Source organism: Streptomyces sp. NPDC037288 (assembly GCF_055603265.1).
On sequence record NZ_JBVJVY010000028.1, the window covers coordinates 96,490 to 122,330 of the forward strand.

25 protein-coding genes are annotated in these 25,841 nt (G+C 72.6%); 23 read left to right on the forward strand and 2 right to left on the reverse strand.

What is annotated here, in order from left to right; genetic code table 11:
* Position 1: 1 nt before the first annotated feature.
* The gene (locus ACZ7GZ_RS27875; RefSeq protein ID WP_471028258.1) at positions 2–955 is read right to left on the reverse strand and encodes an NAD-dependent epimerase/dehydratase family protein; all 954 of its coding nucleotides are present in this window, start codon (positions 953–955) and stop codon (positions 2–4) included.
* Positions 952–3,750 (reverse strand): alpha/beta fold hydrolase, encoded by a 2,799-nt coding sequence (locus ACZ7GZ_RS27880; protein WP_471028260.1) that lies wholly within the window; start codon positions 3,748–3,750, stop codon positions 952–954. Before ACZ7GZ_RS27880 ends, ACZ7GZ_RS27875 begins: the two co-directional genes overlap by 4 nt.
* 696 nt (positions 3,751–4,446) lie before the next feature.
* On the opposite strand from ACZ7GZ_RS27880, the gene ACZ7GZ_RS27885 reads away from it, so the two are divergent.
* From ACZ7GZ_RS27885 to ACZ7GZ_RS27995, 23 genes are all read left to right on the forward strand, one after another.
* Positions 4,447–5,235, forward strand: a complete 789-nt coding sequence (locus ACZ7GZ_RS27885; protein ID WP_471028263.1) for a helix-turn-helix transcriptional regulator — start codon at positions 4,447–4,449, stop codon at positions 5,233–5,235.
* A 113-nt stretch (positions 5,236–5,348) separates the two neighbouring features.
* Entirely contained in the window at positions 5,349–6,140 is a 792-nt protein-coding gene (locus tag ACZ7GZ_RS27890; protein ID WP_471028265.1) for a LuxR family transcriptional regulator, read from the forward strand.
* A gap of 228 nt (positions 6,141–6,368) precedes the next feature.
* Positions 6,369–7,292, forward strand: coding sequence for an ACP S-malonyltransferase (locus ACZ7GZ_RS27895; protein ID WP_471028266.1), 924 nt, complete (start codon positions 6,369–6,371; stop codon positions 7,290–7,292).
* Between the two features lie 32 nt (positions 7,293–7,324).
* The gene (locus ACZ7GZ_RS27900) at positions 7,325–8,077 is read left to right on the forward strand and encodes a thioesterase II family protein (RefSeq protein WP_471028268.1); all 753 of its coding nucleotides are present in this window, start codon (positions 7,325–7,327) and stop codon (positions 8,075–8,077) included.
* Positions 8,074–8,841, forward strand: a complete 768-nt coding sequence (locus ACZ7GZ_RS27905; protein WP_471028270.1) for an IclR family transcriptional regulator — start codon at positions 8,074–8,076, stop codon at positions 8,839–8,841. Before ACZ7GZ_RS27900 ends, ACZ7GZ_RS27905 begins: the two co-directional genes overlap by 4 nt.
* Positions 8,842–8,973: 132 nt before the next feature.
* On the forward strand, positions 8,974–9,228 hold the full coding sequence (locus ACZ7GZ_RS27910) for an acyl carrier protein (protein ID WP_471028272.1): 255 nt from the start codon (positions 8,974–8,976) through the stop codon (positions 9,226–9,228).
* A gap of 31 nt (positions 9,229–9,259) precedes the next feature.
* Positions 9,260–10,558, forward strand: a complete 1,299-nt coding sequence (locus ACZ7GZ_RS27915) for a beta-ketoacyl-[acyl-carrier-protein] synthase family protein (RefSeq protein WP_471028275.1) — start codon at positions 9,260–9,262, stop codon at positions 10,556–10,558.
* Complete coding sequence (locus tag ACZ7GZ_RS27920; RefSeq protein ID WP_471028278.1) at positions 10,555–11,706, forward strand: beta-ketoacyl-[acyl-carrier-protein] synthase family protein; 1,152 nt, start codon at positions 10,555–10,557, stop codon at positions 11,704–11,706. The genes ACZ7GZ_RS27915 and ACZ7GZ_RS27920 overlap by 4 nt, the downstream gene beginning before the upstream one ends.
* On the forward strand, positions 11,703–12,587 hold the full coding sequence (locus ACZ7GZ_RS27925; protein ID WP_471028280.1) for a beta-ketoacyl synthase N-terminal-like domain-containing protein: 885 nt from the start codon (positions 11,703–11,705) through the stop codon (positions 12,585–12,587). The genes ACZ7GZ_RS27920 and ACZ7GZ_RS27925 overlap by 4 nt, the downstream gene beginning before the upstream one ends.
* A gap of 40 nt (positions 12,588–12,627) precedes the next feature.
* A complete protein-coding gene (locus ACZ7GZ_RS27930; RefSeq protein ID WP_471028282.1) occupies positions 12,628–13,476 on the forward strand; it encodes an alpha/beta fold hydrolase in 849 nt (282 codons plus the stop codon).
* The gene (locus ACZ7GZ_RS27935) at positions 13,473–14,459 is read left to right on the forward strand and encodes an acyl-CoA thioesterase family protein (protein ID WP_471028284.1); all 987 of its coding nucleotides are present in this window, start codon (positions 13,473–13,475) and stop codon (positions 14,457–14,459) included. Before ACZ7GZ_RS27930 ends, ACZ7GZ_RS27935 begins: the two co-directional genes overlap by 4 nt.
* Positions 14,456–14,818 carry a hypothetical protein gene (locus ACZ7GZ_RS27940; protein ID WP_471028287.1) on the forward strand — a complete coding sequence of 121 codons (363 nt, stop codon included), beginning with the start codon at positions 14,456–14,458 and terminating at the stop codon, positions 14,816–14,818. The genes ACZ7GZ_RS27935 and ACZ7GZ_RS27940 overlap by 4 nt, the downstream gene beginning before the upstream one ends.
* Positions 14,819–15,226, forward strand: coding sequence for a hypothetical protein (locus ACZ7GZ_RS27945; RefSeq protein WP_471028288.1), 408 nt, complete (start codon positions 14,819–14,821; stop codon positions 15,224–15,226). It abuts the gene before it with no gap.
* Positions 15,226–15,627, forward strand: a complete 402-nt coding sequence (locus ACZ7GZ_RS27950; protein ID WP_471028290.1) for a hypothetical protein — start codon at positions 15,226–15,228, stop codon at positions 15,625–15,627. Before ACZ7GZ_RS27945 ends, ACZ7GZ_RS27950 begins: the two co-directional genes overlap by 1 nt.
* A 70-nt stretch (positions 15,628–15,697) precedes the next feature.
* Positions 15,698–16,810, forward strand: a complete 1,113-nt coding sequence (locus ACZ7GZ_RS27955) for a beta-ketoacyl synthase N-terminal-like domain-containing protein (protein WP_471028291.1) — start codon at positions 15,698–15,700, stop codon at positions 16,808–16,810.
* Positions 16,811–16,855: 45 nt separating this feature from the next.
* Positions 16,856–17,104, forward strand: coding sequence for an acyl carrier protein (locus ACZ7GZ_RS27960; RefSeq protein ID WP_450796011.1), 249 nt, complete (start codon positions 16,856–16,858; stop codon positions 17,102–17,104).
* Positions 17,104–17,505: a 3-hydroxyacyl-ACP dehydratase FabZ family protein gene (locus tag ACZ7GZ_RS27965; RefSeq protein WP_471028294.1), complete on the forward strand. Its 402-nt coding sequence runs from the start codon at positions 17,104–17,106 to the stop codon at positions 17,503–17,505. The genes ACZ7GZ_RS27960 and ACZ7GZ_RS27965 overlap by 1 nt, the downstream gene beginning before the upstream one ends.
* Entirely contained in the window at positions 17,502–17,981 is a 480-nt protein-coding gene (locus ACZ7GZ_RS27970; protein ID WP_471028295.1) for a 3-hydroxyacyl-ACP dehydratase FabZ family protein, read from the forward strand. The genes ACZ7GZ_RS27965 and ACZ7GZ_RS27970 overlap by 4 nt, the downstream gene beginning before the upstream one ends.
* Positions 17,982–18,005: 24 nt before the next feature.
* Positions 18,006–18,752: a 3-oxoacyl-[acyl-carrier-protein] reductase gene (gene fabG / locus ACZ7GZ_RS27975; RefSeq protein ID WP_471028297.1), complete on the forward strand. Its 747-nt coding sequence runs from the start codon at positions 18,006–18,008 to the stop codon at positions 18,750–18,752.
* A gap of 58 nt (positions 18,753–18,810) precedes the next feature.
* Positions 18,811–19,434 carry a DsbA family protein gene (locus tag ACZ7GZ_RS27980; protein WP_471028298.1) on the forward strand — a complete coding sequence of 208 codons (624 nt, stop codon included), beginning with the start codon at positions 18,811–18,813 and terminating at the stop codon, positions 19,432–19,434.
* Positions 19,435–19,490: 56 nt separating this feature from the next.
* Positions 19,491–19,703, forward strand: a complete 213-nt coding sequence (locus ACZ7GZ_RS27985) for an MbtH family protein (protein WP_471028301.1) — start codon at positions 19,491–19,493, stop codon at positions 19,701–19,703.
* A 203-nt stretch (positions 19,704–19,906) separates the two neighbouring features.
* Positions 19,907–23,851, forward strand: coding sequence for an amino acid adenylation domain-containing protein (locus tag ACZ7GZ_RS27990; RefSeq protein WP_471028303.1), 3,945 nt, complete (start codon positions 19,907–19,909; stop codon positions 23,849–23,851).
* 45 nt (positions 23,852–23,896) lie between these two features.
* The coding region (locus ACZ7GZ_RS27995; RefSeq protein ID WP_471028305.1) for an amino acid adenylation domain-containing protein at positions 23,897–25,841 on the forward strand (1,945 nt) is incomplete at its 3' end.

Genomic DNA, 25,841 nt, shown 5'->3' on the forward strand with positions numbered 1-25,841 from the left:
TTCAGGCGCGGAGGTGGTCGGGGTGCAGGGCGCGCAGCGTGCGCTCGATGCCGTCCCGCCAGCCGACCCGGCACGGGCCGGTCAGCCGGCGGCGCAGGGCCGGGTCGAACTGATAGGTCTCCCGGGTGACCGCGCTCGGCTCCAGCCGGGCCGGCACGCCGGTGAGGGCCTCGATGTGCCGGATGCAGTCCGTGACACCGACCGCCTCGTCACCGCCCCAGTTCACCAGCGCCGTCGGGACCGACGCGGCCCGCCACAGATGCGGGACCTGGTCGACGAGGTCGTCGGTGTACAGCAGCGAGCACCAGTTCTGGCCCTCCAGCGGTACGGCGATGGGGGCGCCGGCGAGCATCTGCCGGAAGTAGAGCATCGGCACGCCGCCGTAACTCCCGGGCCCGTAGGCGATGTTGAGCCGGGCGATGGTGGTGGGCAGGCCCAGCACCCGGGCGAAGGCGCGCACCGCGCCCTCGGTGGCGAGCTTGCCCATCGGGTAGGCGGGCAGCCAGTCCGCTGCGCCGTCCACCGGGTCGTCCTCGGTGTACCGGTGGTCCAGGGTCTGCCGTTTGTACAGCGCGCCGGTGGAGACGTACAGGAAGGCATCGGCGGAACGGCAGTGGCTCATCAGGCGTCCGGTGGCGACCGCGTTGATCTCGGCGGTGGCGTTGAAGTCGCCGTCCTCGCCGCGCCGCACCGCCGAGTGCAGCACGTGGGTGAAGTCCTCGGGGAGCCCCTTGAGCGCGTGCGGGGACGGGTCGGCCATGTCCCACCGGAAGGTGGTGATCCCGCACCGGGTCAGGGCGCGTTCGACGGCCGGGTCGCCGAAGCGGCCCAGGCACCACACGTCGTTGTGCTCGGCCAGCGCCTCGGCGACCGGCCGGGCGACCTGCCCGGTGCCGCCCGTGATCAGGATCTTCGCGCCGTGCGGCGGGGACGCGGGCCCGGTGCGGGAGGTCATCGGTCGCCTCCCCGCCGGATCGCGATCTCGTCGGCCTCGGCGAGGCGCAGGTCCAGCTCCCGGCGCAGGACCGCCTGGAACGTGGCCACGTGCTGCGGGGCCAGCATGGTGTAGTGCTCGCCGGGCACCTCGAGGTAGCGGTTGGGTCCGGTGGTGAAGGCGTCCCAGCGGCGCAGTTCGTTGTCGAGCCAGTCCTGTCTGGTGCCGCGCAGCGGGAGCGCGTGGAAGACGCTCATCGAGGGCACCGTGCCGCTGGGCTCGTAGGTGCGGCCGAGGTCGGTGAGGGAGTTGGCGAGCTCGGCCCAGGCAGCGAACCGGTCGGTGGTCAGGTCGAGTTCGGCGAGCCGGCCGGCCGGGGCCAGGGCGATGAGCCGGGCGGCCTGTTCCTCGCGGGGAAGCGGGCGCAGCAGGGCCGGCAGTTCCAGGCTCTGCTTCTTGTCGATGAGGGCCAGGAAGAAGGCGAGGTTCGTCGCCGTCTCGGCGAAGTCCAGTTCCTCCATGCGGTACTTGATGTGCGGGGGGAGGTTGAAGCTGCCGACGAAGTCGACCCGCTCCCCGCGCTCCCGCAGCACCTTGGCGATCTCGAAGGCGACCGCGCCGCCGAAGGAGTAGCCGGCGACCGCGTACGGGCCGTGCGGCTGCCGCCGCTGGATGGCGTCGGCGTAGCAGTCCACCATCTGCTCGAACGTCGCGAACGGCTTCTCGCCCTCGTCGAAGCCGCGGGCCCGCAGGGCGTAGAACGGCCGGTCGCCCGTGAAGTACTTGGCGAGGTTGACGAAGACCAGTACCTCGCCCACGCCCGGGTGCACGCAGAACAGAGGCGTCCTGGTGCCGCCGGTCTGCATCGGCACCACCGGGTCGTACTCCCCGGCACCCGAGGCGGTGCCCGCGTCGAGCCGGGCGGCGAGGGCGCGGACCGTCGGTGCCCGCAGGACCGTGATGACCTCGAGGCCGCGCACTCCGAGCCGCTCGGCGACCCGGGAGCGCAGCCGCAGGATGTCCAGCGAGGTGCCGCCCAGGTCGAAGAAGTTGGCGGTGGCGCTGATCCGCTCCGGGTCGGTGTCGAACAGCTCGGCGTAGATCTCCGCGAGCACCCGTTCGGTGCCGTTCCGGGGGACCGTGTGGCCACCCAGCATGCGCACGGTCAGCTCCTCCACGGCCCGCCGCTCGGCGTCGTACGCCCCCGCCTCCAGGCGCCGGCGCATCAGCGAGCGCTGGATCTTGCCCAGGCTGGTCTTGGGGAAGGCCCCCGGGGGCAGTGGCAGGACCAGCGCGGGCCGGAAACCCCAGTGCAGGACGACGGTGCCGCGGATGGCCGTGAGCACCCGGTGCAGGGCGGCGTCGGTGGTGACGTCGGCCTCGGGGGCGAAGGCGATCACGAGTTGCTCGGTGTCGCTGCCGGCCGGGCGGACGGGGAAGGCGGCGACGTAGGAGCGGGCGACCCCGTCGAGCGGTTCGAGGACGGACTCGAGGTCGTGGCTGAAGTAGTTGACGCCGTTGACGATGATGCTGTCCTTGCTGCGCCCGACCAGGGTCAGCCGTCCCTCGTCCAGCCGGCCCAGGTCGCCGCTGCGGAACCAGCCGTCCGCCGTGAACGCCTCGCGGGTGGCCGCCTCGTTGTTGTAGTACCCGGAGGTGACCATCGGGCCGCGCAGCTGGAGTTCGCCCACCCGGCCCTCGGCCAGCGGGCGGTCCTCCGGGTCGGCGATACGGATCCGCAGGCCCTGGACCGGGGTGCCCAGCCCGGCGAACTCCGCGCCCCGGTCGGCGTCCGGGAACGCCTTGCGGGAGTACACGCTGCCCGCGCAGGTCTCCGTCATGCCGAAGGCGGGCCACAGCGTGTCCCGTGCCAGCCCGTAGCGGGCGAGGTGGTCGAGGAACGCCTCGCCGGTGGCGACGACGACGGCCTCGCCGCCGCTGACGATGTGCCGCAGCCTGGACAGGTCCAGCCGCTCGCCGCTCGCGCGCAGCCGGTCACCGGCCGCGTTGATCAGTCCGAGCAGGAAGTTCGGGGTGAAGGTCATCGTCACGCCGTGCCGGGAGATCAGCCGCAGGAACTCCAGCGGTTCCCCGAGGACGACCGGTGCCTCCACGTGCAGCTGGCGGCTGCCCGTGGACAGCGGCAGCAGATGACACTCCAGCAGGGCGGCCACATGGTCGAAGGACACCCAGTTGAGGGTGGTGTCCCGGGCGGTGAGCCGGTGGTGGCCGTTCTTGGCGGACATGGAGGCCAGCAGGTTGGCGTGGCTGAGCACGACCGCTTTGGAGTTGCCCGTCGATCCGGAGGTCAGGACCAGCACCGCGGTGTCCTCCGGCGCCGCGTGGTGGACATCGTCCGCGGCGATCCCCCCGGCGGTCCGCAGTTCCTCCAGGGAGGCCACCGACAGCCCCGCCACGGACGGCAGTTCGGCGGCCAGTGCCTCACCGGTGACCACGAGCGGTCCGCCGAGCAGGGTGTTCACGTGCTCCAGCTGGGCGCCCCAGCGCTCCCGGTCACCGCGCAGCGGCGCCATGGGGCACGGGACGAAGCCGCCGAGGACCGCCGCCCAGAACACCGGCAGGAAGTCCTGGGGCCGCTCCAGGATCGGCACGACCCGGTCGCCCGGCCGCAGCCCGCGGGCGCGCAGCGCGGTCAGCAGGCGGGCCGACTCGGCCAGCAGCTCCGGGTACGACTGGTGCCGGCAGGGTGCGCCGGCCGGGCCGAGGCAGTAGCCGACACCCGAGTCGGGATACCGGTCCGCCGCGGTCAGCAGCAGGTCGGCGAGGGAACGCGGGGCGGAGCATGGAGGGTTCACCGTCGTATCTCTCCCTGTCTCCGGACGACGCGGCGGTCACCGCTCGGGCCGGAACGTGAAGAACATGAAGGAACGGACGTTTGGTGCCAAGGGGGTGACATATCCGTGCCGGTCTCACCGTCGGCTGTCCTTTTCCTCGGACGTCGTGCGAAATACCGGTTCTCCGTCCGGGATTTGTGGATCATGCCGAGCCTGCTGTCCGACCTGCATTTCCCGCCACCGGACGACAGCCCCGGTGTGGTCGGAAAGCTGTGCGCGGGTGGCTTGTTGTCACCCGGTCACCGTAGGCTTGAGCACGGCTCAAGCACGATTCGAGACGGAGGGGTTGGCCGGAAGGGGACAGCGGTGCGACAACGCGTGAGGGCGATGGTCGCGGACCGTGGCGCAAGCGGAAGTGGAGCGTCGACTTCGGGGATACGGGTGTCAGTTTGCTGTCAGCGCCGCTGGGAGAAAACGCCGACCGCCCGGAAAAGGAAGAGACGCGTCCCGATTACGCGGGCAGGCTTGATCTTGTTGACTGGCTGTGAGCAAACGAACTAGTGTCTCAGCCGAAACTCAACCTCGCCCGCCGCCAAGTAAGTTCACTATTGAACACTTCTGAATTCACACACCCAGGCGGGGGCCGATGGGCTCGCCGGACGTCGGCGAGCGCGGCGTGTGAGGCACGACCACGTCTCGGGTAACCAAGGGGGAACAGTGACCGGAGCCGTCATCGACTCACCAGGGGCGCGTTTGGGGCGGGAGGCCGACCCCGGGGACCACGCGGCCCACGTCGAGCAGACACTGCTGCAGGCGCGGGCGCTCATCGCATCCACCGTCTCTCTCTACCGGCAGCACCGGCCCGGCGGATCCGACGGCACCCACACCAGCGTCGCGGTACCGCGGGAGGCGCTCGCCCGGCTCCTCGGCGAGGCCCGTCACACGGTGTGTGTCGCACTGACCGCGCCCGACGAGTTCAGCGCCACCGTGAAGGCCCTGCTGACCGCGGCACGGCCCGGCCCGAACGTCCGGGTGCTGTGCGCCACCGCGGTCGTGGACTGCTCCCTGGCCCGGCTCAGCACCGCGGGCGGCAACCGCTTCGAGGTGCGGTGCTCGGAGGGCGAACTGCGGGACGCGGTCGTGGTCGACGGCGCCCGCGCACTGGTCCGCACCCTGCCCGGCGACGACGAGGGGGCCCAGGCCACCCTGGTGACCGACACCGCCGCCGTGCGCGCCCTGGAGCTGCTCTTCGCCGGCACCTGGTCCCGCTGCCGCCGGCTCGACGACCACCTCGCCCTCGGACCGCGGCTGCACAGCGAGCTCAGCCGCAGGATCCTGGAGCGGCTGCGCTCCGGCCAGACCGACGACGTCGCGGCCCGCGAACTCAACGTCTCCCTGCGCACCTACCGCCGCCACGTCGCGGAGATCATGCGGGAACTGGGCGCCAGCTCCCGCTTCCAGGCCGGCGCGCGCGCGGTGGAACTGGGGCTGATGCGGGAGAGATGAGCGGGCCCACCGCACAGTGAACACGCGCCGCCCGGCCGCCGACGGGAAGGGCGCAGGACACGCAGGACAGCACGCCCGGCGGGGAACAAACGGGGAACGGGGAGTAGTACGACGTGTCCGACCGGGCTGAGGACGAACTGGAGCAGACACTCCTCCAGGTTCAGTCCCTGATCGAGTCGACGGTGGCCATCCACCGCGACCGTAGTGTCCAGGAAGAACGCATCACCGTGATCGACGGCGGCTATCACGCGGTGCTGCGGCAGGCGCGGGAGCTCATCCACGGGGCGACGCGGAGCATCGACATCGTGCACGCCCGGATGCCGGACGCCACGGACGAGCCAGGTGGTGGCGAGGGAGCCGAACGGCGGCTGATCTACGACGCGGCGGACACGGTCACGGTCCGGCTGCTGAGCAGCCCCGCCCGAGTCGACGAGGACTTCGTCCGCGAACAGCTCGGCAAGGAGAGACCCGTGGCCATCCGTATCGCCCGGGTGCCGCCGCTGCAGGCGCTCATGGTCGACGGCACCACCGCGCTCGTCGTCGCCGAGTCAGCCGTCGGCCGCCGGGCGTCGATCATCCGGGCGCCCGAGCTGCTGCACACCCTGGCCACCCTGTTCGAGAACGTCTGGCGCGACGCCGTGCCCGCCGGCGAGCGGATCGTCTTCGGCAACCGCGACCGCGGCGCCCTCGCCCGCCAGATCCTCGCCGCCCTGTGGGCGGGGGTCACCGACGAGGTGGCCGCCCGCGACCTGGCCGTCTCGGTGCGCACCTACCGCCGCCATGTCGCCGAGATCATGGCGCTGCTCGGCGCCAACTCCCGCTTCCAGGCCGGGGTGCGCGCCGCCGAACTCGGCCTGCTGCCCCCGGCGGCACCGCCCGCCGACCGCCCCGGCCCCCGGCCGTGACCTCGTCGCTGGCAGCTTCCTGAAACCTCTGTTGCCGCCCGGCGCGCACCACCAGTTGTATGGGGCGCGAGAAAGGGATTCACCCCTCGCGGGGTTTTCCAGAATTCCTTCCCCGGCGGCACCCGAGAATCCCCCGTTTCCGGTCCGCCGGTGTGCGGGGACCCGTGCGCTGACCATTCCCGTACGGGTCCCCGCCCTCCCCGGTGCATTCACGCGGAAGGCGGGTCCATGAGTCGCATGCCTATCGCCCTGCTCTTTCCTGGGCAGGGAACACAGAAAGAGGCCATGGGCGAACCCTGGCGGGAAACTCCGTCCTGGGAGCTCACCCGGGACATCTCCGAGGTCACCGGAGAGGACATCGCCGAACTTCTGCTGCACACCCCGGGCGAGCGGCTGCGCCGTACCGACCTGGCCCAGCTCGCCGTGTTCAGTCTCTCGGTGATCGCCCACGCCGAGGCGGTGCGCCGCAAGGCGCTTGGCGGACCGGTGATCGCCTGCGCGGGCCACAGCCTGGGCGAGTACGCCGCCCTCGTCGCCGCCGGCGCGCTCACCGTGCCCGCCGCCGCCACGCTGGTCGCCGCCCGGGGCCGGGCCATGCGCGAGGCCGCCGAGGCCCACGAGGGCACCATGGGTGTCCTCGTCGCCGCACCGCTGGAGCAGGTGGCCGCCCTGACCGAGCAGGTGCGCGCGGACGGCTTCGAGATCTGGGTCGCCAATGTCAACGCCCCCGGCCAGACCGTGGTCTCCGGCTCCGCCGACGCCGTCGACCGCATCGCCGCCCAGGCGCCCTCCATCGGCGCCAAGCTGATCCGCCTCCAGGTCGGCGGCGCCTTCCACAGCCCGTACATGGCGCCCGCCGCCGACACCCTGCGCACCGCCCTGAAGAACACCGCCTTCGCCCCGGCCCACCGGCCGGTCGTGGCCAACGTGGACGCCGAGGCCCACACCGCCGACGACGACTGGACCGACCTCGGCACGCGCCAGCTCACCTCCCCGGTGCTGTGGCAGCAGAGCGTGCGCACCCTCGTCGGCCCGCTCGGCTGCGCCCGCCTCGTCGAACTCGGTCCCGGCCGCACCCTGGCCGGGCTGGTCCGCCGGATCACCTCGGACACCGACGTCGTGTCGCTGGACGCGCCGGGCGCCCTGGACTGACCACTCCCACGCCACAAGGAGACCCACCCGCCATGGCACTTGGCACCGAAAGCATCTGGCTGCGCCGGCACGCCACCGCCGCACCGCCCCGGCTGCGGCTGCTGTGCCTGCCGCACGCCGGCGGCTCGGCCGGCTTCTTCCACGACTGGGGGCGCGCCTTCGGTGACGACGTGGAGGTCCTCGCCGCCCGCTACCCGGGCCGTCAGGAACGCATCGCCGAGGACCCCTGCGACACCGTCGAGGAACTCGCCGACGCCCTCGTGGACGAGCTGCGGCCCCTGCTGGACACCCCGCTGGCCGTCTTCGGCCACAGCATGGGCGCGTCCGTCGGCTACGAACTCGCGCTGCGGCTCCAGGCCCGCCACCGGGTGACCCCCGCGCTGCTGATGGTCTCCTGCCGCAAACCCCCGCACCTGCTGACCCCGCGCACGGCCGCCCTCGCCGACGACACCGCGCTCGTCGCCGAGGTCCGGCGCCTGGGCGGCACCGACACCGCGCTCCTCGACGACCCGGACCTGCGTGAGCTGGTGCTCCCCGCGCTCCGCGCCGACTTCGCCGCGGTCGCCCGCTACACCGCCCGGCCCGGCATCCCCCTGGACTGCCCGGTGGCCGGCTACCTCGGCTCCGGCGACCCGGACATCACCGCCGACGAGATGGCCGGCTGGGCCGCCGTGGCACCGAAGGGCTTCGACCTGACCGTGCTGCCCGGCGGCCACTTCTACCTGGCGGGCCGGCGCGACGCGCTCGTCGGGGACATCCGCGCACGGTTGGCCGGGCAGTGGTGACCACCGCGACCCGGCCCCGGCAGACCAGCGGGGTCGGCGTACTCGACAAGGCGGCGGCCCTGCTGGACATCGTCGAGGGCGGCCCCGCCACCCTCGGCGACCTGGTCACCTTCAGCGGCCTGTCCCGGCCCACCGTGCACCGCCTGGCCATCGCCCTGGAGCGGCTGGGTCTGCTCACCCGGGACCGGCACGGCCGCTGGGTGCTCGGCCCCCGGCTCGACGCCACCGCCGTCGCCGTGCACAACGACCGGCTGGCCGGAGCGGCCGGACCGGTCCTCGCCGAACTGCAGTCCGGGACCGGCCTGGACGCCCGGCTCTACCGTCGCCGCGAGGGTCTGCAGATCTGTGTCGCAGCCAGCGCCGGACCGGGCGGCCGGACCGGACCGGTGCCGGTCGGCGCGGTCCGGCCCGCCTCCGCCGGACCGATCGCCCAGGTCCTGATGGCCTGGGCCGAACCCGACGCCCTGTACCAGGCGCTGAACTCCGCCCGGTTCACCGCGGCCCAGCTCACCGTCGTACGCCGTCGCGGCTGGGCCTACGGGCCCGACGCCGTACCGCCCGGCAGCGTGTCCTACGCCGTACCGGTGTGCACCGGGGACGGCCGGGTCGCCGCCGCGCTCGCCCTGACCGGGCCCGCCGCGCGCATGCCCGAGGCGCCCACGCGCCGGCTCGGCAACGCCATGTTCGACGCGGTGGCCGCCCTCACCGACGCCTTGCTGCGCCTGCGCGCGGACGACCGCCCGAACGGGCCGGACTCCGCCTGAATTCCCGTGCCGCACTGGCAGCTTGTTGCAGCCGCCGTTGTGCGGGTACGGACTCCCCCCGCACCATTCCCATACCGATGAAAAATACGCCGCACGCCCACTCCGCGGCCCATTCGATAAAGGGGTAAGAGCGTGACCACTGCCACGCGCGTCGAGCGTCTGGAAACCATCAAGGAAATCGTCTGCGACATTCTCGAGATCGAGGAGGACGAGGTCACCGAGACCAGCCTCTTCAAGGAGGAGCACAACGCCGACTCACTCCGCGCCATCGAGATTCTCGCCGCACTGGAGAAGGAGTTCGGCGTCGTCATCAACCAGAGCGAACTGCCCCGCATGGTGAACCTCAAGGGCGTCTACGAGGTCGTCGCGGAGTCGGCCGGCTGGTAGTCGAACCGCTCACGCGGACTGGGAGGTTGGCATGACGACGGCAGCGAGCGGCCCCGGCCGGATACGGCCGGAGCGGCACCGGGTGGTCCTCACCGGACTGGGGGTGGTCTCCAGCATCGGACTCGGCGCGAAGGAGTTCCTCCAGGGGCTCCGTGAGGGCCGCAGCGGTGCGCGGCCCATCACGGTGTTCGACACCGAGGGCTTCACCCACGCGAACGGGTGCGAGATCACGGAATTCGACCCGCGGGACTGGATCAGCACGCTCGAGGTGGAACAGCTCGGCCGGGCCGCGCAGTTCTCCACGGCGGCTGCCCGGATGGCCCTTGAGGACTCCGGCCTCGACCTGGCCTGGCTGCGCGCCCGGCGCGGGCTGATCTCCATCGGCACCACCGACGGCGAGAGCTACGACCTCGACCAGTTGGTCGAGCGGGAACTCGCCCACGGCACGGGTACGTTCGATCCCGCGGCCGCCCGGCGGGTGCCGGCCGGGCGGCTGTCGGTGGCCATCGCCCAGGAACTGGGCCTGAGCGACGTGGAGGCGCTCACCATTCCCACCGCCTGCTCGGCGGGGAACTACGCCATCGGCTACGGCTTCGACGCCGTCAGCTCCGGCGAGGCGGACTTCGCCTTCTGCGGCGGCGCCGACGCCATGTGCCGCAAGACCTTCACCGGCTTCTACCGGCTCGGCACCATCGCCCCGGACCGCTGCCAGCCCTTCGACGTCGACCGCAAGGGCATCCTCACGGGAGAGGGCGCCGGCGTCCTGGTCCTGGAGCGGCTCGAGACCGCCCTGGAGCGCGGCGCCACCATCTACGCCGAGGTGCTCGGCTACGGCCTCAACTGCGACGCCCACCACCAGGTGGCACCCGACCAGGACAGCGTCGCCGAGCTCATGCGGCTCGCCCTGGACAACGCCGGCGTCGCCCCCCACGAGGTGGACCTCATCTCGGCGCACGGCACCGGCACCAAGGCCAACGACATCACCGAGGCGGGCGCCATCCGCCAGGTGTTCGGAGACACCCCGCCCCGCACCGTCTCCATGAAGTCCATGCTCGGCCACACCATGGGCGCGGCCAGCGCGCTCGGCGCCATCGGCTGCGCCCTGGCCATCCAGAACCGCTTCATCCCGCCCACCATCAACCACGTCACCACCGACCCCGAGTGCGACGTCGACTGCGTGCCCAACCGGGCGGTGGCGGCCGACCTGAGGATCGTCCAGAACAACGGCCTGGCGTTCGGCGGCAACAACGCGGCGGTCCTCCTCGGCCGGTACGACACCGACACGGCCGGCACCGGCCACCCGACCGACGCGCTCAGGGAGGCGTCATGACGAACCGTCCCATCGTCGGCATGGGCGCGGTCGCCGCCACCGGCCAGGGTGTCGACGCGCTCTTCGACGCGCTGTGCCGCGGCACCAGCGGTCGCGCCGAACTGCGCGGCTTCGACCGCAGCAGATTCCGCGCCCAGCACGCCTACGAGATCGACGACCGGCCCGTGACCGGCGCGGACATACCCGGCCGTGCGACCCGGCTGCTGCTCGACGCGGTCGGCCAGGCCGCCGCCGACGCCGGCCTCGGCGAGGACCTCAGCGGCATCCCCGTACTGGTCGGCACCGGCCTGCGGGAGCTGCGCTCGCTGGAGCTGTGGTGGCGCGACGGCTCCCCGTTCGCCGACTCCGGACTGCACTTCGGCACCGGACTGCGCGAACGCTTCAACGCCGACGTCACCCACACCTTCTCCAACGCCTGCTCCGCCTCGCTGTACGCGCTGGCGCTCGCCTCCGACCTGCTCGACCAGGACGGCGAGGGCGCCCCCGACACCGTGATCGTCGCCGGCGTCGACGTGCTGACCGAGTCCATGTACGGGCTGCTGGAGCGCGTCCACCCCGCGCCCCCGGACCGGGTACGGCCGTTCGACCGCAACCGCACCGGCGTGCTCATGGGCGACGGCGCCGCCGCCGTCGTCCTGCGCCGCACCGACGACGGCACCCGCCGGGTCCACGGACGGCTGCGCGGTGTCGCCGTCAACTGCGACGCCTACCACGTCACCGCGCCGTCCCCGGACGGCATCGCCCAGGCCATGCGCACCGCCCACCGGATCGCCGGCGTCAAGCCGTCCGACATCGACCTGGTGATGCTGCACGGCACCGGCACCCTGCTCAACGACGAGGCGGAGGCCACCGCCCTGCGGGACGTGCTCGGCGAGGACGCCTCGGCGCCGCTGATGACCGCCGTGAAGTCCATGACCGGCCACACCTCGGGCGCCTCCGGCCTGCTCAACCTGATCGTCGGCGTCCGCGCCCTCCAGGAGGGCCGGGTGCCCCCGACGGTGGGCCTGGACGACCCGGTCGACGAGGCCGCGCCGTTCCGCTTCGTCACCGGCGAGGCCGCCACCGGCCGCGAACTGAACGTGGCCCAGCTCAACGCCTTCGGATTCGGCGGCATCAACGCCGTGGCCCTTGTGGAGGGGACCCGATGACTCTCGTGACCACCCCAGCCGCCGTGGTGGTCTCCGGTGCCGCCGTACTGCTGCCCGGCGCCGACACCGTACGGGCCCTGGTCGACGGACCGGCCCCCGGCGGCGCCCCCGTCGAACCGGCCGACCACGTCGGCCGCAAGGGACTGCGCTACAAGGACCGGGCCACCCAGCTCGGCTACGCCCTGACCGCCGCCGCCCTGCGGGACGCCGGACTGCTCGGCGAGGACGGCCTGACGGTGCCCGCCGAGACCACCGGCATCGTCGCCAGTTCCAACTTCGGCAACCTGGACACGGTGGCCCGGGCCCTCGACACCATCCGCGAGGAGACCGTCACCGCCACCAGCCCGATGGACCTGCCGAACGCCTCCAGCAACGTCATCGCCTCCTCGGCGGCCATCCGCTACGGGCTGCGCGGCCCCAACCTGATGGTGTGCAACGGCGAGACCTCCGGCCTGGACGCCGTGCACTGGGCGGCCACCATGATCGCCGCCGGCCGGGCCGAGCGGTTCCTGGTGCTCGGCGTCGAACCCGACAACGAGGTCGTACGCCGCCTGCTGGGCGGCCGCCGCGCCGTCGACGGCGGAGCCGCCCTCGTCCTGGAGGCCCGCCGGGCCGCCGACCGGCGCTCCGCCACCGTCCGCGCCGTGCTCGGCCCCTACCGCAGGGCGGCCGACGAGGCACGGCAGCCGGCCGGCCACTGGGAGCCGCCCGAGCATCTCGGCAGCGCCTCCGGGGCGCACGGGGTGCTGCAGGTGGCCGCCGCCGTCGGCTGGTTCGACGCGGGCCGCCGCGAGCCGGTGCGGGCCGTGGCCGGCGGCGCCGGCCACGACGCCGGGGCGGGTCTGCTGCTGCTCGCGCCCGAAGCGGCCGAAGCGGCCTGACACCGCGGGAAACCGCGAGGAACGTGAGGAGAAGATGCCGGTGAACACTCACATCGACCTGCGGCCCGTCTCCGTCGAACAGCGCACCGACGGCAACGGCCCCCGCGTCCTGCTGCTGCACGGCCTGGCCGCCAACGACACGGTCTGGGAGCGCACCCTGCCGCTGCTGCCGGCCGAGTGGCGGCTGTGGACCGCCCGGCTGCCCTGGCGCACCGAGACCATCGCCGACTGGGGTGAGCAGCCCAACCTGCGCGGCAGGCTCGCCCACGCCCTGACGGCCGTGCCCGGCGGCGCCGAGGTGGTGATCGCCCACTCCATGGCGGCCAACGTCCTGCTGGACCTGCTCGACCAGACGCGGCGGGGCGGCGTCGACGCCCGGCGCCGCTTCGGCATCAGCACCCTCGTCCTGGTCTCGCCCTTCTACCGGGCCGCCGCCGAGGAGTTCGACTGGAAGACCATCAGCTACTACCTGAACGACTTCCATCTGATCATGGAGGAGGGGATCCGCGTCCACTCGGACGGCCGGCTCTCCCCCGACGTCCAGCAGGCCATGGGCGAACGGGTGCGTGACCGGGTCGGCCCGCACGGCTGGCTGCGGTTCTTCGACCTCTACCTGCGCACGCCCGCGCTGGACACCGGCGGGATCACCGCCCCCACCCTGGTCCTGGGCGGCGAGACCGACTTCGCCGCCCGCCCCGAGGAGAGCCTGGCGCTCGCCCGGGCCCTGCCCGACGCCACCGCCCGCATCCTGCCCGGCTGCGGACACTTCCCGATGCTCGAGGCGGCCGAGGACTTCGCCGCCGAGGTGAGCAGCTTCGTCAACTCGACCCTGGGCCTCTCCCCGCACGTGGGAGCCGCCCCTGTCCACGCCCTGGAGCCCCAGCGATGACCCTCGTCACGGACACCGCCGTCAAGGCACTGCTCACCACCGCCACCAGCACGCAGGTGCGCCCCCGCTACGAGGGCTCCAACATCTGCACCTGGATCGGCTTCAAGCACGTCAACTACCTGGTCGAGGAAGCCGTCCTGGACCACTTCCGGCAGGCCGGGCTGCCCGCCCGCGCGCTGTACGAGGAGCACGGCCTCGGACTGGACCTGGTCTCCCTCGACACCCGCATCCTGCACGCCTTCCACATGGACGACGTCGCCGAGGCGCAGGTCGTGCCCTGGACCAAGGACGACGACACCACCCTCGGGTTCAAGGTGACCGTCCAGTTCGAGCGCGACGGCGAGATCCACAAGGCCGTCACCTCCAAGGTCCGTGTCTCCCTGCGGATGGACACCTACCTGGAGGCGGCCGGCGAGGTGCCCGAGCAGCTCGCCCGGTTCGCCGTCTCCGGCCTCGGTGACGACCTGGAGCGCGAGCCGGGCACCGCGGCCCCGGCCGAGGAGGAGATCCTCGCCGCGCTGACCGCCGGGCAGAACGCCTACGCCTGGAAGTGGAACATCCCCTACCCGTACTGCCACTTCACCGAGCGCATCCAGATGTCCGGCTACCTGAGGCTGATGGAGGAGGGCAAGGACCGCTTCGTCGCCGACCGCGGCATCTCCATCAAGACCCTGCTCGACGACCGCCGCTGGATCCCCGTCGTGCCCCGCTCCGACATCCGGATCCTGGACGAGGCCCTGATGGAGGAGGACCTGTACACCGTCTACACGGTGGAGGAGGTCTTCAAGGACTTCACCTACACCTCCCGCATGGACTGGTACGTGCTGCGCGACGGCAAGCTGGTCAAGACCGCCACCGGGCGCATCGTGCACGGCTACGCCCTGATCGAGAACCGCAGGGACTGGAAGCTGGTGAACTTCGACCAGCGCGTCCTCGACGCTCTGCACGGGGCCGCCCCGAACGGCAAGGCGCCGCAGGCGTGACGGAGCAGGCGGTACAGGGCACCGACTGGGAGAGCAGCGCTCCGCGGCTGCTGCTCATCGAGAGCCAGAGCGGCACGGCCGCGGACCCCGGTTTCCGGCGCGACGCGGTCACCCAGGTGATCACCGGGCAGTCCGCCCTGCTCTTCCTCGTCCAGGACGGCGTCGTGCTCGCGGTGCCGGGCAGCGACACCGACCTGGACCGGTTCCAGAAGGAGGGCGGGGTGCTCGCGGCGGACAGCTTCTCCCTCGCCCAGCACGGGCTGGACACCGCCGGCCTCAGGCCTGAGCTGCGCGTCGTCGGCATGGACGTGGTGGCGGGCTGGATCCTCGACCCGGCGGTCCGGGTGGTGTGGCACTGAGTGGCCAGGCAGATTCCGCACACCGATGTGCTGCTCACACTCATGGGCGCACCGCACGCCGGTGACCAGGTCACCAGCGCGCTGCGGCTCACCCAGGCGCTGCTGGAGCGCGGCGCCGCCGTCCAGGTCTGGACGTGCGGGTACGCCACCCTGCTGACGCAGCGGGCGCAGGGCCCGGACAAGCCGCGCAACCTCGCCGAGTGGAACCGGGACTATCCGTCCCTGCCCGGGCTGGCCGAGGAGCTGCTGGACGCCTTCCCGGGCCGGCTGCACTGGTACGGCTGCCGGTTCTGCAGCGACGACCGGGGCGTGACGGAGCACCTGCCCCAGGTGGTGCTCCGCCCGCCGGCCGGCTACGCCGCGAACGTCGCCGCCGCCGACAAGACCCTGCTGATCGGAGTGATCTGATGACCGAGCGGTCCGGCGGGCGACAGCGGGTGCTGGCGATCGTGGAACGCGGCTTCCGGGGCGCCCTGGACAAGCAGTTCTTCGACGAGCTGTACCTCGCCACCGAACTGCACCGCCAGCTCGGCGGCCTGGACATCCTGCTGCGCGGCACGGCCGTCGGCTACGCGCTCGACGCACCGCCGCCCCCGGCCCTGCGCATCGGCGCACGCACCCTCGACACCCTCACCGACCCGCGCGCCGGGCTGCGCTCGCTGCTCGGGGCGGGCGTCGGCGTCTGGGTCGAGGAGCCCGCCCTGGCGGCGCTCGGCTCGCCCCGCCCGCCCCTGCCCGGCATCCGGCTCGCCCAGGACGGAGAGGTGGCGGCCCGCTGGCAGGAGTACCGGATGGTCTTCTTCCTCTGACCCGCCCCCTCACCCCTCCACACTCTCCCGACCCTTGAGAGTTTCCGACGGAAAGGACCACGTGACGGTCATGACCACCCTCGTCACGGACACCGGCCACCCGGTGATCACCGCATGGTCGGCCGTGTCGCCGTACGGCATCGGCAGGGACGCGTACGCCGCGGGCCTGCGCGAGCGGCGCTCCACCGTCACCGGCCTCGGACCCGAACACGGCACCACCCCCGACGGCGTCGGCTGCGTCGTGCCCTCTTTCGACGTCCGCCAGGTGCTCGGCAAGAAGGGCACCCGCTCCATGGACCGGGTCACCGGTCTCGCGGTCACCGCCGCCGGGGCCCTCCTGGACGACGCCGAGCGCAACCGGGCCGTGGGCACCGGCGAGGGGGCCGCGTTCACCCTCGGCACCACCACCGGCAGCGCCCAGTCGATGATGGACTTCACCCGCGACTCGCTCACCGGCGAGCAGCCCTTCTTCGTCGACCCGGCACGCTTCCCCAACACCGTGATGAACTGCGCCGCGGGGCAGAGCGCCATCTGGTACCGGCTCAAGGGCCCCAACGCGACCATCGCCGGCGGACGCACCGCGGGCCTGCACGCCCTCAACTACGCGCGCCGGCTGCTCGGTTCGGGCCGGGCCCGCACCGTGCTGTGCGGGGCCGCCGAGGAGTTCTCGCAGGCCCGTGCCTGGCTGGAGCACCACTGCGGCGACAGCGCCGACGGGGCGGCCCCGCCGCTCGGCGAGGGCTGCGCGATGCTCCTGGTGGAACCGCGGGCGCCCGAGGACGCCGGGCAGCCCGTGCTCGCCGAGATCCTCTCCGTCGAGCTCGGTGTCGTCCTCGACGGCACCGACCCCCGCCCGGCCCTGGTGAGCTGCCTGCGCTCGGCGCTGCGCCGGGCCGGGATCACGGCCGCCGACGTGGCGGCCGTCGCCCGCTCCGGTGCGCCCGGCCGCGCGGGCGGCGCCGAGACGGAGGCGGTGCGCGAGGTGCTCGGCGCCGCGGGCCCCGCCGACCTGACGCCCGCCCCGCTGATCGGCGACACGGGTGCCGCCGCGGCGGCCTTCCAGGCCGCCGCCCTCCTCGCGTACGCCGCGGACCGGCCGGAACAGGCGGCCGGCCGCATCGGCGTGATCACCTCCGTGGACCGCACCGGCAGCGTCGGCTGCGCCCTGCTCCGGCTGCGCTGAACCCCGTACCCGCCCGCCTCCCGAAGTTCCGGAAAGGACCCGACCGTGCTGGACAAGGAAGAACTGCGCGCCCTCGTGGCGCAGGTGCTCGACGTCGACGTCACCGAGGTGACCGACGACGCCAGGTTCGTCGACGACCTGGAGGTCGACTCCCTGATGGCCCTCGAGGTCGTCGTGATCCTGGAGAAGAAGTACGGCATCAAACTGCCGGAGTCGGACCTGAAGCGGATCGTCACCCTGGAGAGCGCCTACGAGCTGCTGCTCGGCAAGCTCGACACGGCTCGGGTGGCCTGATGACCGGCGCCAGTCCGCTCGCGGGGGCCGTGCAGGTGCTGCCCGGCGACGGGGAGTCCGCCACCGCGGCCCGCTTCACGGTGGACGCCGCCGAGACCGTGCTGCCCGGCCACTACCCGGGCTTCCCGATCTTCCCCGGCGTCTGCCTCGTGGAGTGCACCCACCAGGGTGCCCTCGCCACCGCGCCGGACGGCGCCCGGGGGACCGCGCTGGCCGCCGTGGAGTCGACCCGGTTCACCGGGCCCGTCTTCCCCGGTGACCAGGTGGACATCGCGATGACGTGGAAGCGGACCGCGGACGGCGACTGGCAGTGCCGCGCGAGGCTCAGCACCCCGCGCGGACCGGCCGCGAGCGTCCGGCTGCGCTACGCCCGCCGGCCGGAGCAGGAGGCGGCGGCATGACCGGCCAGCGTGAGATCCGGGCCCGGCTGCCGCACCGCTTCCCGATGCTGCTGGTGGACCGGCTCGTCGACATCGTCCCCGGCGAGCGGCTGGTCGCCCTGAAGGCGGTCACCTGCAACGAGCCCTGGTACGAGAAACTCGGCCCCGACACCCCCGACGAGGACTTCGCCTACCCGCCCACGCTCCTGGTGGAGTCCTGGTGCCAGGCCGCCGGTGTCCTCGCCACCTGGGACGACCCCAACCCGGACGTGCTGCGGGGCCAGGTGATGCTCTTCGGCGGGATGACCGGTGTCACCCTCCACCGTCCGGTGCTGCCCGGCGAGGTCCTGGAACACCGCGTCCGGCTGGACCGCAGGATCGACGACACCGTGCTGTTCGAGGGCGAGTGCCGCTCGGCGGGCGAGCCGGTGATGACCGTGGAACGCATCGTCATGGCCTTCCGCCCCGCCTCCGCCCTGCGCCCCGACGGCGTCTGACACGCACTCACGAAAGAGACATCCATGACCGACAGGACCAACCGGGTGGCGCTCGTCACCGGCGGGTCGCGCGGCATCGGGCGGGCCACCGTCCGCGCGCTGGCCCGCGACGGCTTCGACGTCGCCTTCTGCTACCGCTCGGACGACGCCGCGGCCCGCACCCTGGAGAAGGAGGGCGAGGAGCACGGCGTACGGATCGCCGGCACCCGCGTGGACGTCGCCGACGCCACCGCGGTGCGCGCCTGGGTCGAGGCGGCCGAGGCGGACCTGGGTGATCTCGACGCCGTCGTCACCGCCGCCGGCATCACCCGCGACAACCCGCTCGTCCTCATGGCGGACGAGCAGTGGCGGCAGGTGATGGACACCAACCTGGACGGCGTCTACCACGTCTGCCGTGCCGCGGTCTTCGGCATGATGAAGCGCCGCCGCGGAGCCGTCGTGAACATCTCCTCCGTCGCCGGGGTGTACGGCCACGCCACCCAGACCAACTACTCCGCCTCCAAGGCCGGGATCATCGGTTTCTCCCGGGCCCTGGCCAAGGAGACCGGACGCGCGGGCATCCGGGTCAACGCGGTCGCCCCCGGCTTCATCGACACCGACATGGTCGCCGAGATGAACGACCACGCCCGCAAGGAAGCCCTCGCCGGCATTCCGCTGCGCCGCATGGGCACCGCCGAGGAGGTCGCCGACCTGGTCGCCTACCTGGTCTCGGACCGGGCCGCCTACATCACCGGCGCCGTGCTGCAGATCGACGGCGGCATCACCATCTGAGCCCGGACCTCCGGTACACCCCGTACGACCCTTGTTCTCACGTCAGTTGGAGGCGGTGATGGCACGACGCGGACCGCGCTGGTACTTCTCCTTCCGCAGCCCCTACTCCTGGATGGCCTACCGGGACCTGCTCGACCACTACCCGGACGTCGCCGACCACATCGAGTGGCTGCCGTTCTGGGAGCCCGACCAGCCGGCCCTGGACGAACTGGAGCGCGACAACGTCAGACTGCCGTACGTCCCGATGTCGAAGGAGAAGCACCTGTACATCCTCCAGGACGTGCGCCGCCTCGCCCGCGCGCGCGGCCTGGAGATGGTCTGGCCGGTGGACCCCGCACCGCGCTGGGAGGTCGCGCACCTCGCCTATCTCGCCGCCGAACGCCTAGGCGCCGGACGCGCGTTCATCGCCGGGACCTACCGTGCGCGCTGGGAGCTCGGCGAGGACATCTCCGACCCGGCGACCATGGCCCGCATCGGCCGGGACATCGGCGTCGATCCCTTCGTCCTGGAACACGCGCACGAAGATCCCGCCATTCGTGAGGAGGGCCTCCTGGCGCTGAACTCGCTGCATCGCGACGGGGTGTTCGGCGTCCCCTTCTTCATCGTCGGATTCGACAAGTACTGGGGGGTCGACCGGCTGTCCGGGTTCGTTGAATCGGTGCGGTCCAAAGCCGCTGCCTGACCGATACGTAAGGCACCGTAGAAAGCACAGAAGTCGCAGAGAAAGGCGAATGAGCCATGGCCACCAATCCCTTCGAGGACGACGGCTCGAGTTACTACGTACTCATCAACGACGAGGGCCAGTACTCCCTGTGGCCCGCGTTCGCCGAGGTGCCGGCGGGCTGGACCGTACGGCACGGCGCGGCGAGCCGGCAGGAGTGCCTCGACCACATCAACGAGCACTGGACGGACATGCGGCCGGCCAGTCTGGTCCGCTCCATGGGCGGCTGACCGGGGTCGTCGCACCCGGCGGGTCACGAACGGGCGTTGGCAGTTGTCTGCCAACGCCCGTTCCGTGTTTCCGGGGCCGGTTGGCAGGTTGATGCAGTGGGCGTTGTCGGCCAATTCCGATGGATGCGAGAGTCCAATCTGTTCCCCGGAACCACTGCCCGAGGTTTTTCACTGAAGTTGTCTGCTAGGGGTGGATGAGAATCATGCTTGGAGACGGTATACCGCTGACCGCGGCCCAGGCCGGAATCTGGTTCGCCCAGCAGCTCGACCCGAAGAACCCGATCTACAACGCGGCTGAATACCTGGAACTACGCGGGGCCGTCGACGCCGGAATCCTCGAAAAGGCACTGCGTCGCCTCGTCCTGGAGGCCGAGGCCCTGCGGATGCGCGTCGTGGAGGACGACGAGGGCCTGTGGCAGGTCGCCGACCCCGACCCGCGCTGGACGCTCCAGCAGCTGGACCTGCGGGGCGAGGAGGACCCGGAGACGGCCGCCGAGCAGTGGATGCGTCAGGTTCTCGCGGAGCCCGTCGACCCGCGCCACGACCTGCAGTTCCGTTTCGCCCTGCTGCGCGTGGCCACCGACCGGTACTTCTGGTTCTACCGCTACCACCACGTGACCGTGGACGGCTTCGCCGTCGCCCTGCTCGCCCGGCGGGCCGCCGACCTCTACACCGCGCTGGCCGCCGACGAGGAGCCGCCGCCCAGCGGGTTCGGGGCCGTCGCGGACCTGGTCGCGGCCGACGCCGGGTACCGGGCCGGTGAACGCTTCGCAGCCGACCGTGAGTTCTGGCGGGATCGACTGGCCGGCTGCCCCGAGCCGGCCGGCCTGTCCGACCGGACGCCGGTCATGGCGCACGGCCTGGTCCGCCGTACCTCCTTCCTGACCACGGACGGCCTGGAGCGGCTGCGCGACACCGCCCGCGAGGTGGGCGTGACCTGGCCGGCGACGATGATGACCGCCGCGGCCCTCTACCTGCAGCGCTCCACCGGAACCGACGAGGTGGTACTCGGTGTTCCCGTCTCCTGCCGGCTGGGCCGCGCCGCCCGGTCCGTGCCGGGCATGGTCTCCAACGTGGTGCCGCTGCGTGTGCCCGTCGCCCAGGGCATGACCCTGGCCGCCCTCCTGGAGCAGGTCTCCGCGGAACTTCGCGCGGTGATGAAGCACCAGCACTACCGGTACGAGGACCTGGTCCGCGACCGCAACCTGCTGGGCGGCGGCGGACGGCTCGTCGGGCCCGAGGTCAACATCATGATGTTCGACTACGGGTTGACGTTCGGTGACGTCCCGGCCGTCGTGCACAACCTCTCCATCGGCCCCTCCGACGACCTCTCGCTGATCGTGTACGAGCGTTCCGACGGCCGTGGCCTCCAAGTCGACTTCGACGCCAACCCCGCCCTCTACTCGGGCGCGGAGATCGCCGCCCACCAGCAGCGCTTCATCGGCTTCCTGGAACGGCTGGCCGCCGCCGGCCCCGACACCCCCGTCGGGCACATCGAACTCCTGGACGCCGCCGAGCGTGACCTGGTGGTGCGAGCGCACAACGACACGGCGCACCCTGTGCCTGACACCACCCTGACCGAGCTGCTCGAACAGCAGGCCAGACGCAGCCCCGAGGCCGAGGCCCTGCGCTTCGAGGGCAGCGCCCTGACCTACCGCGAGCTGCACGCCCGCGCCGACCGCCTCGCCCACCTGCTGCGCGCGAGCGGTGTCGGCCCGGAGAGCGTCGTGGCACTCGCCGTGCCCCGCTCCGTGGAGCTGGTCACCGCCCTGCTCGCGGTGGGCAAGGCGGGCGCCGCCTACCTGCCCGTCGACCCCGACTACCCCGCCGAGCGCATCCGGTTCATGCTCTCCGACGCACGGCCCGCGCTGCTGCTGGCCACCGCGTCGACGGCGGCCGGACTGCCCGACGAGCTGTCCGTGCCGCTGCTCGTCCTGGACGCCGAGGACACCACGGACCGGCTTGCCGCCCAGCCCGGCACGCCGCCCGCCGGCCGGGCAGCGACCGGGGACCACCCGGCGTACGTCATCTACACCTCCGGCTCCACCGGCCGCCCCAAGGGCGCCGTCCTTTCCCACCGGGCGATCGCCAACCGGCTGCTGTGGATGCAGCACCGGTACGGACTCGGCGCCGACGACCGGGTCCTGCAGAAGACGCCCTCCGGGTTCGACGTGTCCGTCTGGGAGTTCTTCTGGCCGCTGATCAGCGGCGCCACGCTCGTCGTCGCCCGTCCCGAGGGCCACAAGGACCCCCGCTACCTGGCCGAGCTGATCCGGGCCGAGCGGATCACCACCACCCACTTCGTCCCCTCCATGCTGCAGGTCTTCCTCGAGGATCCCGCCGCCGCCCGCTGCACCGGACTGCGCCGGGTCATCTGCAGCGGCGAGGCACTCCCCGAAGAGCTACAGAACCGATTCTTCCGGGTGCTGCCGCGAGTCGGGCTGTACAACCTCTACGGCCCGACCGAGGCGGCCATCGACGTCACCTGCGCGGAGTGCGCACCCGGCGCCGGCCCCGTGCCCATCGGCGGCCCCGTCTGGAACACCCGTACCTACGTCCTCGACCCCGCCCTGCGCCCGGCCGCGCCCGGCACACCCGGCGAGCTCTACCTGGCCGGCGTCCAGCTCGCCCGGGGCTACCTCGGACGGCCCGGCCTCAGCGCCGAGCGGTTCGTCGCAGACCCGTACGGCCCGCCCGGATCGCGGATGTACCGCACCGGCGACCTCGCCCGCTGGAACGACGACGGCGCGCTCGTCTACCTCGGCCGCACCGACGACCAGGTCAAGATCCGCGGCCTGCGCATCGAACTCGGCGAGATCGAGGCGGTCCTCGCCCGGCACCCGGGCATCCGCCACACCGCCGTCGTCACCCGCGAGGACCAGCCGGGCGAGAAGCGGATCATCGCCTACGTCGTACCCGCCGACGGCAGCGGCCCCGGCACCGACGAGCTGCGGCGTGAACTCGCCGGACAGCTCCCGGACCACATGATCCCCGCGGCCTTCGTCAGCGTGCCGGAACTGCCCGTCACCCCCAACGGCAAGCTGGACCGGCGTGCACTGCCCGCACCCGACCTCGGCGCCGCCGGCACCGGACGCGCCCCGGGCAGCCCGCGCGAGGAGCTGGTCTGCCAGCTCTTCGCCGATGTGCTGGGCGTGCCCCGGACCGGCATGGACGACAACTTCTTCGCCCTCGGCGGCCACTCCCTGCTCGCCACCCGCCTGGTCAACCGGGTGCGCGCCACCTTCGGCGCCGAACTGACCATCCGCAGCATCTTCGAGGCCCCCACCCCGGCCCTCCTCGCGGCCAGGATCGCGGGCGGTGACCGGCACGAGGACCCGCTCGACGTGGTGCTGCCGCTGCGCCCGCACGGCAGCCGCCCCGCCGTCTTCTGCGTGCACCCGGCCGGCGGACTCGGCTGGTGCTACGCCGGACTCATCCGCCACCTCGACCAGGACGTCCCCGTCTACGCCCTCCAGGCCCGCGGCCTGGACGGCACCGGCCCGCTGCCCGCGTCCTTCCACGAGATGGCGGCCGACTACATCGAGCAGATCCGCCGGATCCAGCCGCACGGTCCCTACCACCTGCTCGGCTACTCCTCGGGCGGGATCGCCGCCCACGTCATCGCCTGCGCCCTGCGCGCCGCCGGCGAAGAGGTCGGACTGCTCGCCATCCTCGACACCTACCCCGGACAGACCCTCGCCGAGCTGGGCGAGCAGGAGATCCTCGCCGACCTGCTGCGCTGGGTCGGATACGACCGCCGCTACCTCGGCAAGAAGCCCCTGCGGCACGACAAGGTCGTCCAGATCCTGCGCAGGCTCGGCAGCTCCCTCGCCAGCCTGGAACCGCACCACATCGAGGCCATCGGCCGGGTGTACGCCAACGGAAGGGACCTGGTCCACGAGTTCGTGCCCGACCGGTTCGACGGCGACGTCACCGTCCTGGTCGCCTCGCTCGACAAGGTCGACATCTCACCCACGCCGGAGACCTGGCGCCCGTATGTCGGCGGCGACATCACCGCCCACTACCTGGAGCGCAGCCACAACGACCTGATGAAGCCCGCGGCCCTCGCCGAGATCGGCCGGATCCTCGCGGCCGAGCTGCGGCGCACCGACACCACGGTCCCCGAGCCGTCCCCGGCCGGCGTCTGACCCGACCGACCGCGCAACCGACAGCCATTCAAGGTGGTTAACACGATGAACGACACCGTGCGCGCCGTGCCGGACGCCGACCCGACGGAGCTGATCGAGGCTCAGGCCGCCCGGACACCGCACGCCACCGCCGTGCTCTTCGAAGGACAGCACCTCACCCACGCCGCGCTCAACGCCCGCGCCAACCGGCTCGCCCGGGCGCTGGTCGCCCGTGGCGCCGGACCCGAAGCGCTGGTGGCGGTCAGCCTGCCGCGCTCCCCCGAGCTGCTCGTCGCGCTGCTGGCCGTGCTCAAGTCCGGTGCCGGATACGTGCCGCTCGACCCCGACTACCCGGCCGACCGCGTCCGCTACATCCTGGACGACGCACGCCCCGCCCTGCACCTCGACGCCGAACGGCTCGCCGCGGCCGAGGCGGAGGCCGCCCCGCTCTCCGGCGACGACCTCACCGACGCCGACCGCCTCGCCCCGCTGCGGCCCGCGCACCCCGCCTACACGATCTACACCTCCGGCTCCACCGGCCGCCCCAAGGGCGTGCTCATCACCCGCCGGAACATGCTCAACTTCCTGTTCTCCATGGCGGACCGCTTCCCCCTGACCGGCCGGGACCGGCTGCTCGCGGTGACCACCGTGGCCTTCGACATCGCCGTGGTCGAGCTGTACCTTCCGCTGATGACCGGAGCCGCGGTGGTCATCGCACCCCGGGACACCGTCATCGACCCCGCCCGGCTCGGTGCGCTCGCCACCGCGAGCGGCACCACCGTCCTGCAGGCCACTCCCTCGCTGTGGCAGGCCCTGACCACCGAACAGCCGGACGCCGTACGGGGATTGCGGATGCTGGTGGGCGGCGAGGCGCTGCCGCCGTCGCTCGCCACCGCGATGACCGCGCTCGGCGCGGAGGTCACCAACCTGTACGGGCCCACCGAGACCACCGTCTGGTCGACCGCCCTGCGCCTCGCGGACGGGGCCGCCCTGCCCAGCATCGGCGGCCCCGTCTGGAACACCGTCCTGTACGTCCTCGACGAGCGGCTGCGCCCCAGCGACGAAGGCGAGCTCTACATCGGCGGCGAGGGACTGGCCCGCGGCTACCGGGGCCGGCCCGCGCTGACCGCCGAACGGTTCGTCGCCGACCCCTTCGGGCCGGCCGGAGCGCGCATGTACCGCACCGGCGACCTCGCCCGCCGCCGGGCCGACGGCGACATCGACTACCTCGGCCGCGTCGACCACCAGGTCAAGATCCGAGGCTTCCGGATCGAGCTCGGCGAGATCGAGTCCGTCCTCGCCGCGCACCCGGCAGTGGCCCAGGTCGCGGTGGTGGCCCGCGAGGACCGACCCGGCTCCCCGCTGCTCGCCGCCTATGTCGTACCGGCCCCGGGCGAGGACGGCGCCGCCCCGGCCGCACTGCGCGAACTGGCCGCGCGCACCCTGCCCGACTACATGGTCCCGGCCGCCTTCGTCATCCTCGACCGCTTCCCGCTGACCCCCAACGGCAAGCTGGACCGCAGGGCGCTGCCCGCCCCCGACTTCGCCGCCGCGACCACGGGGCGAGCACCCCGCACCCCGCAGGAGGAGATTCTGTGCGGGCTCTTCGCGGACGTCCTCTCGCTGCCGTCGGCCACCATCGACGACGACTTCTTCCACCTGGGCGGCCACTCGCTGCTCGCCACCCGCCTGGTCAGCCGGATCCGGACCGCCCTCGGCGTCGAACTCGCCGTCCGCACGGTCTTCGAGGCCCCCACGGTCGCCGCACTCGTCGAACGCCTCGCCGACGCGCGGACCGCCCGCCCCGCGGTACGCCCCGCCGTCCGCCCCGACCGCGTCCCGCTGTCCTCCGCCCAGCGCCGGCTGTGGTTCCTGAACCGGCTGGAGAACAGGACCGCCGCCTACAACCTCCCGTACGCCCTGCGGTTGCGTGGGGTGGTGGACCGGGAGGCGTTGCGGTCGGCGCTGGGTGATGTGGTGGCCCGGCACGAGAGCCTGCGGACGGTGTTCC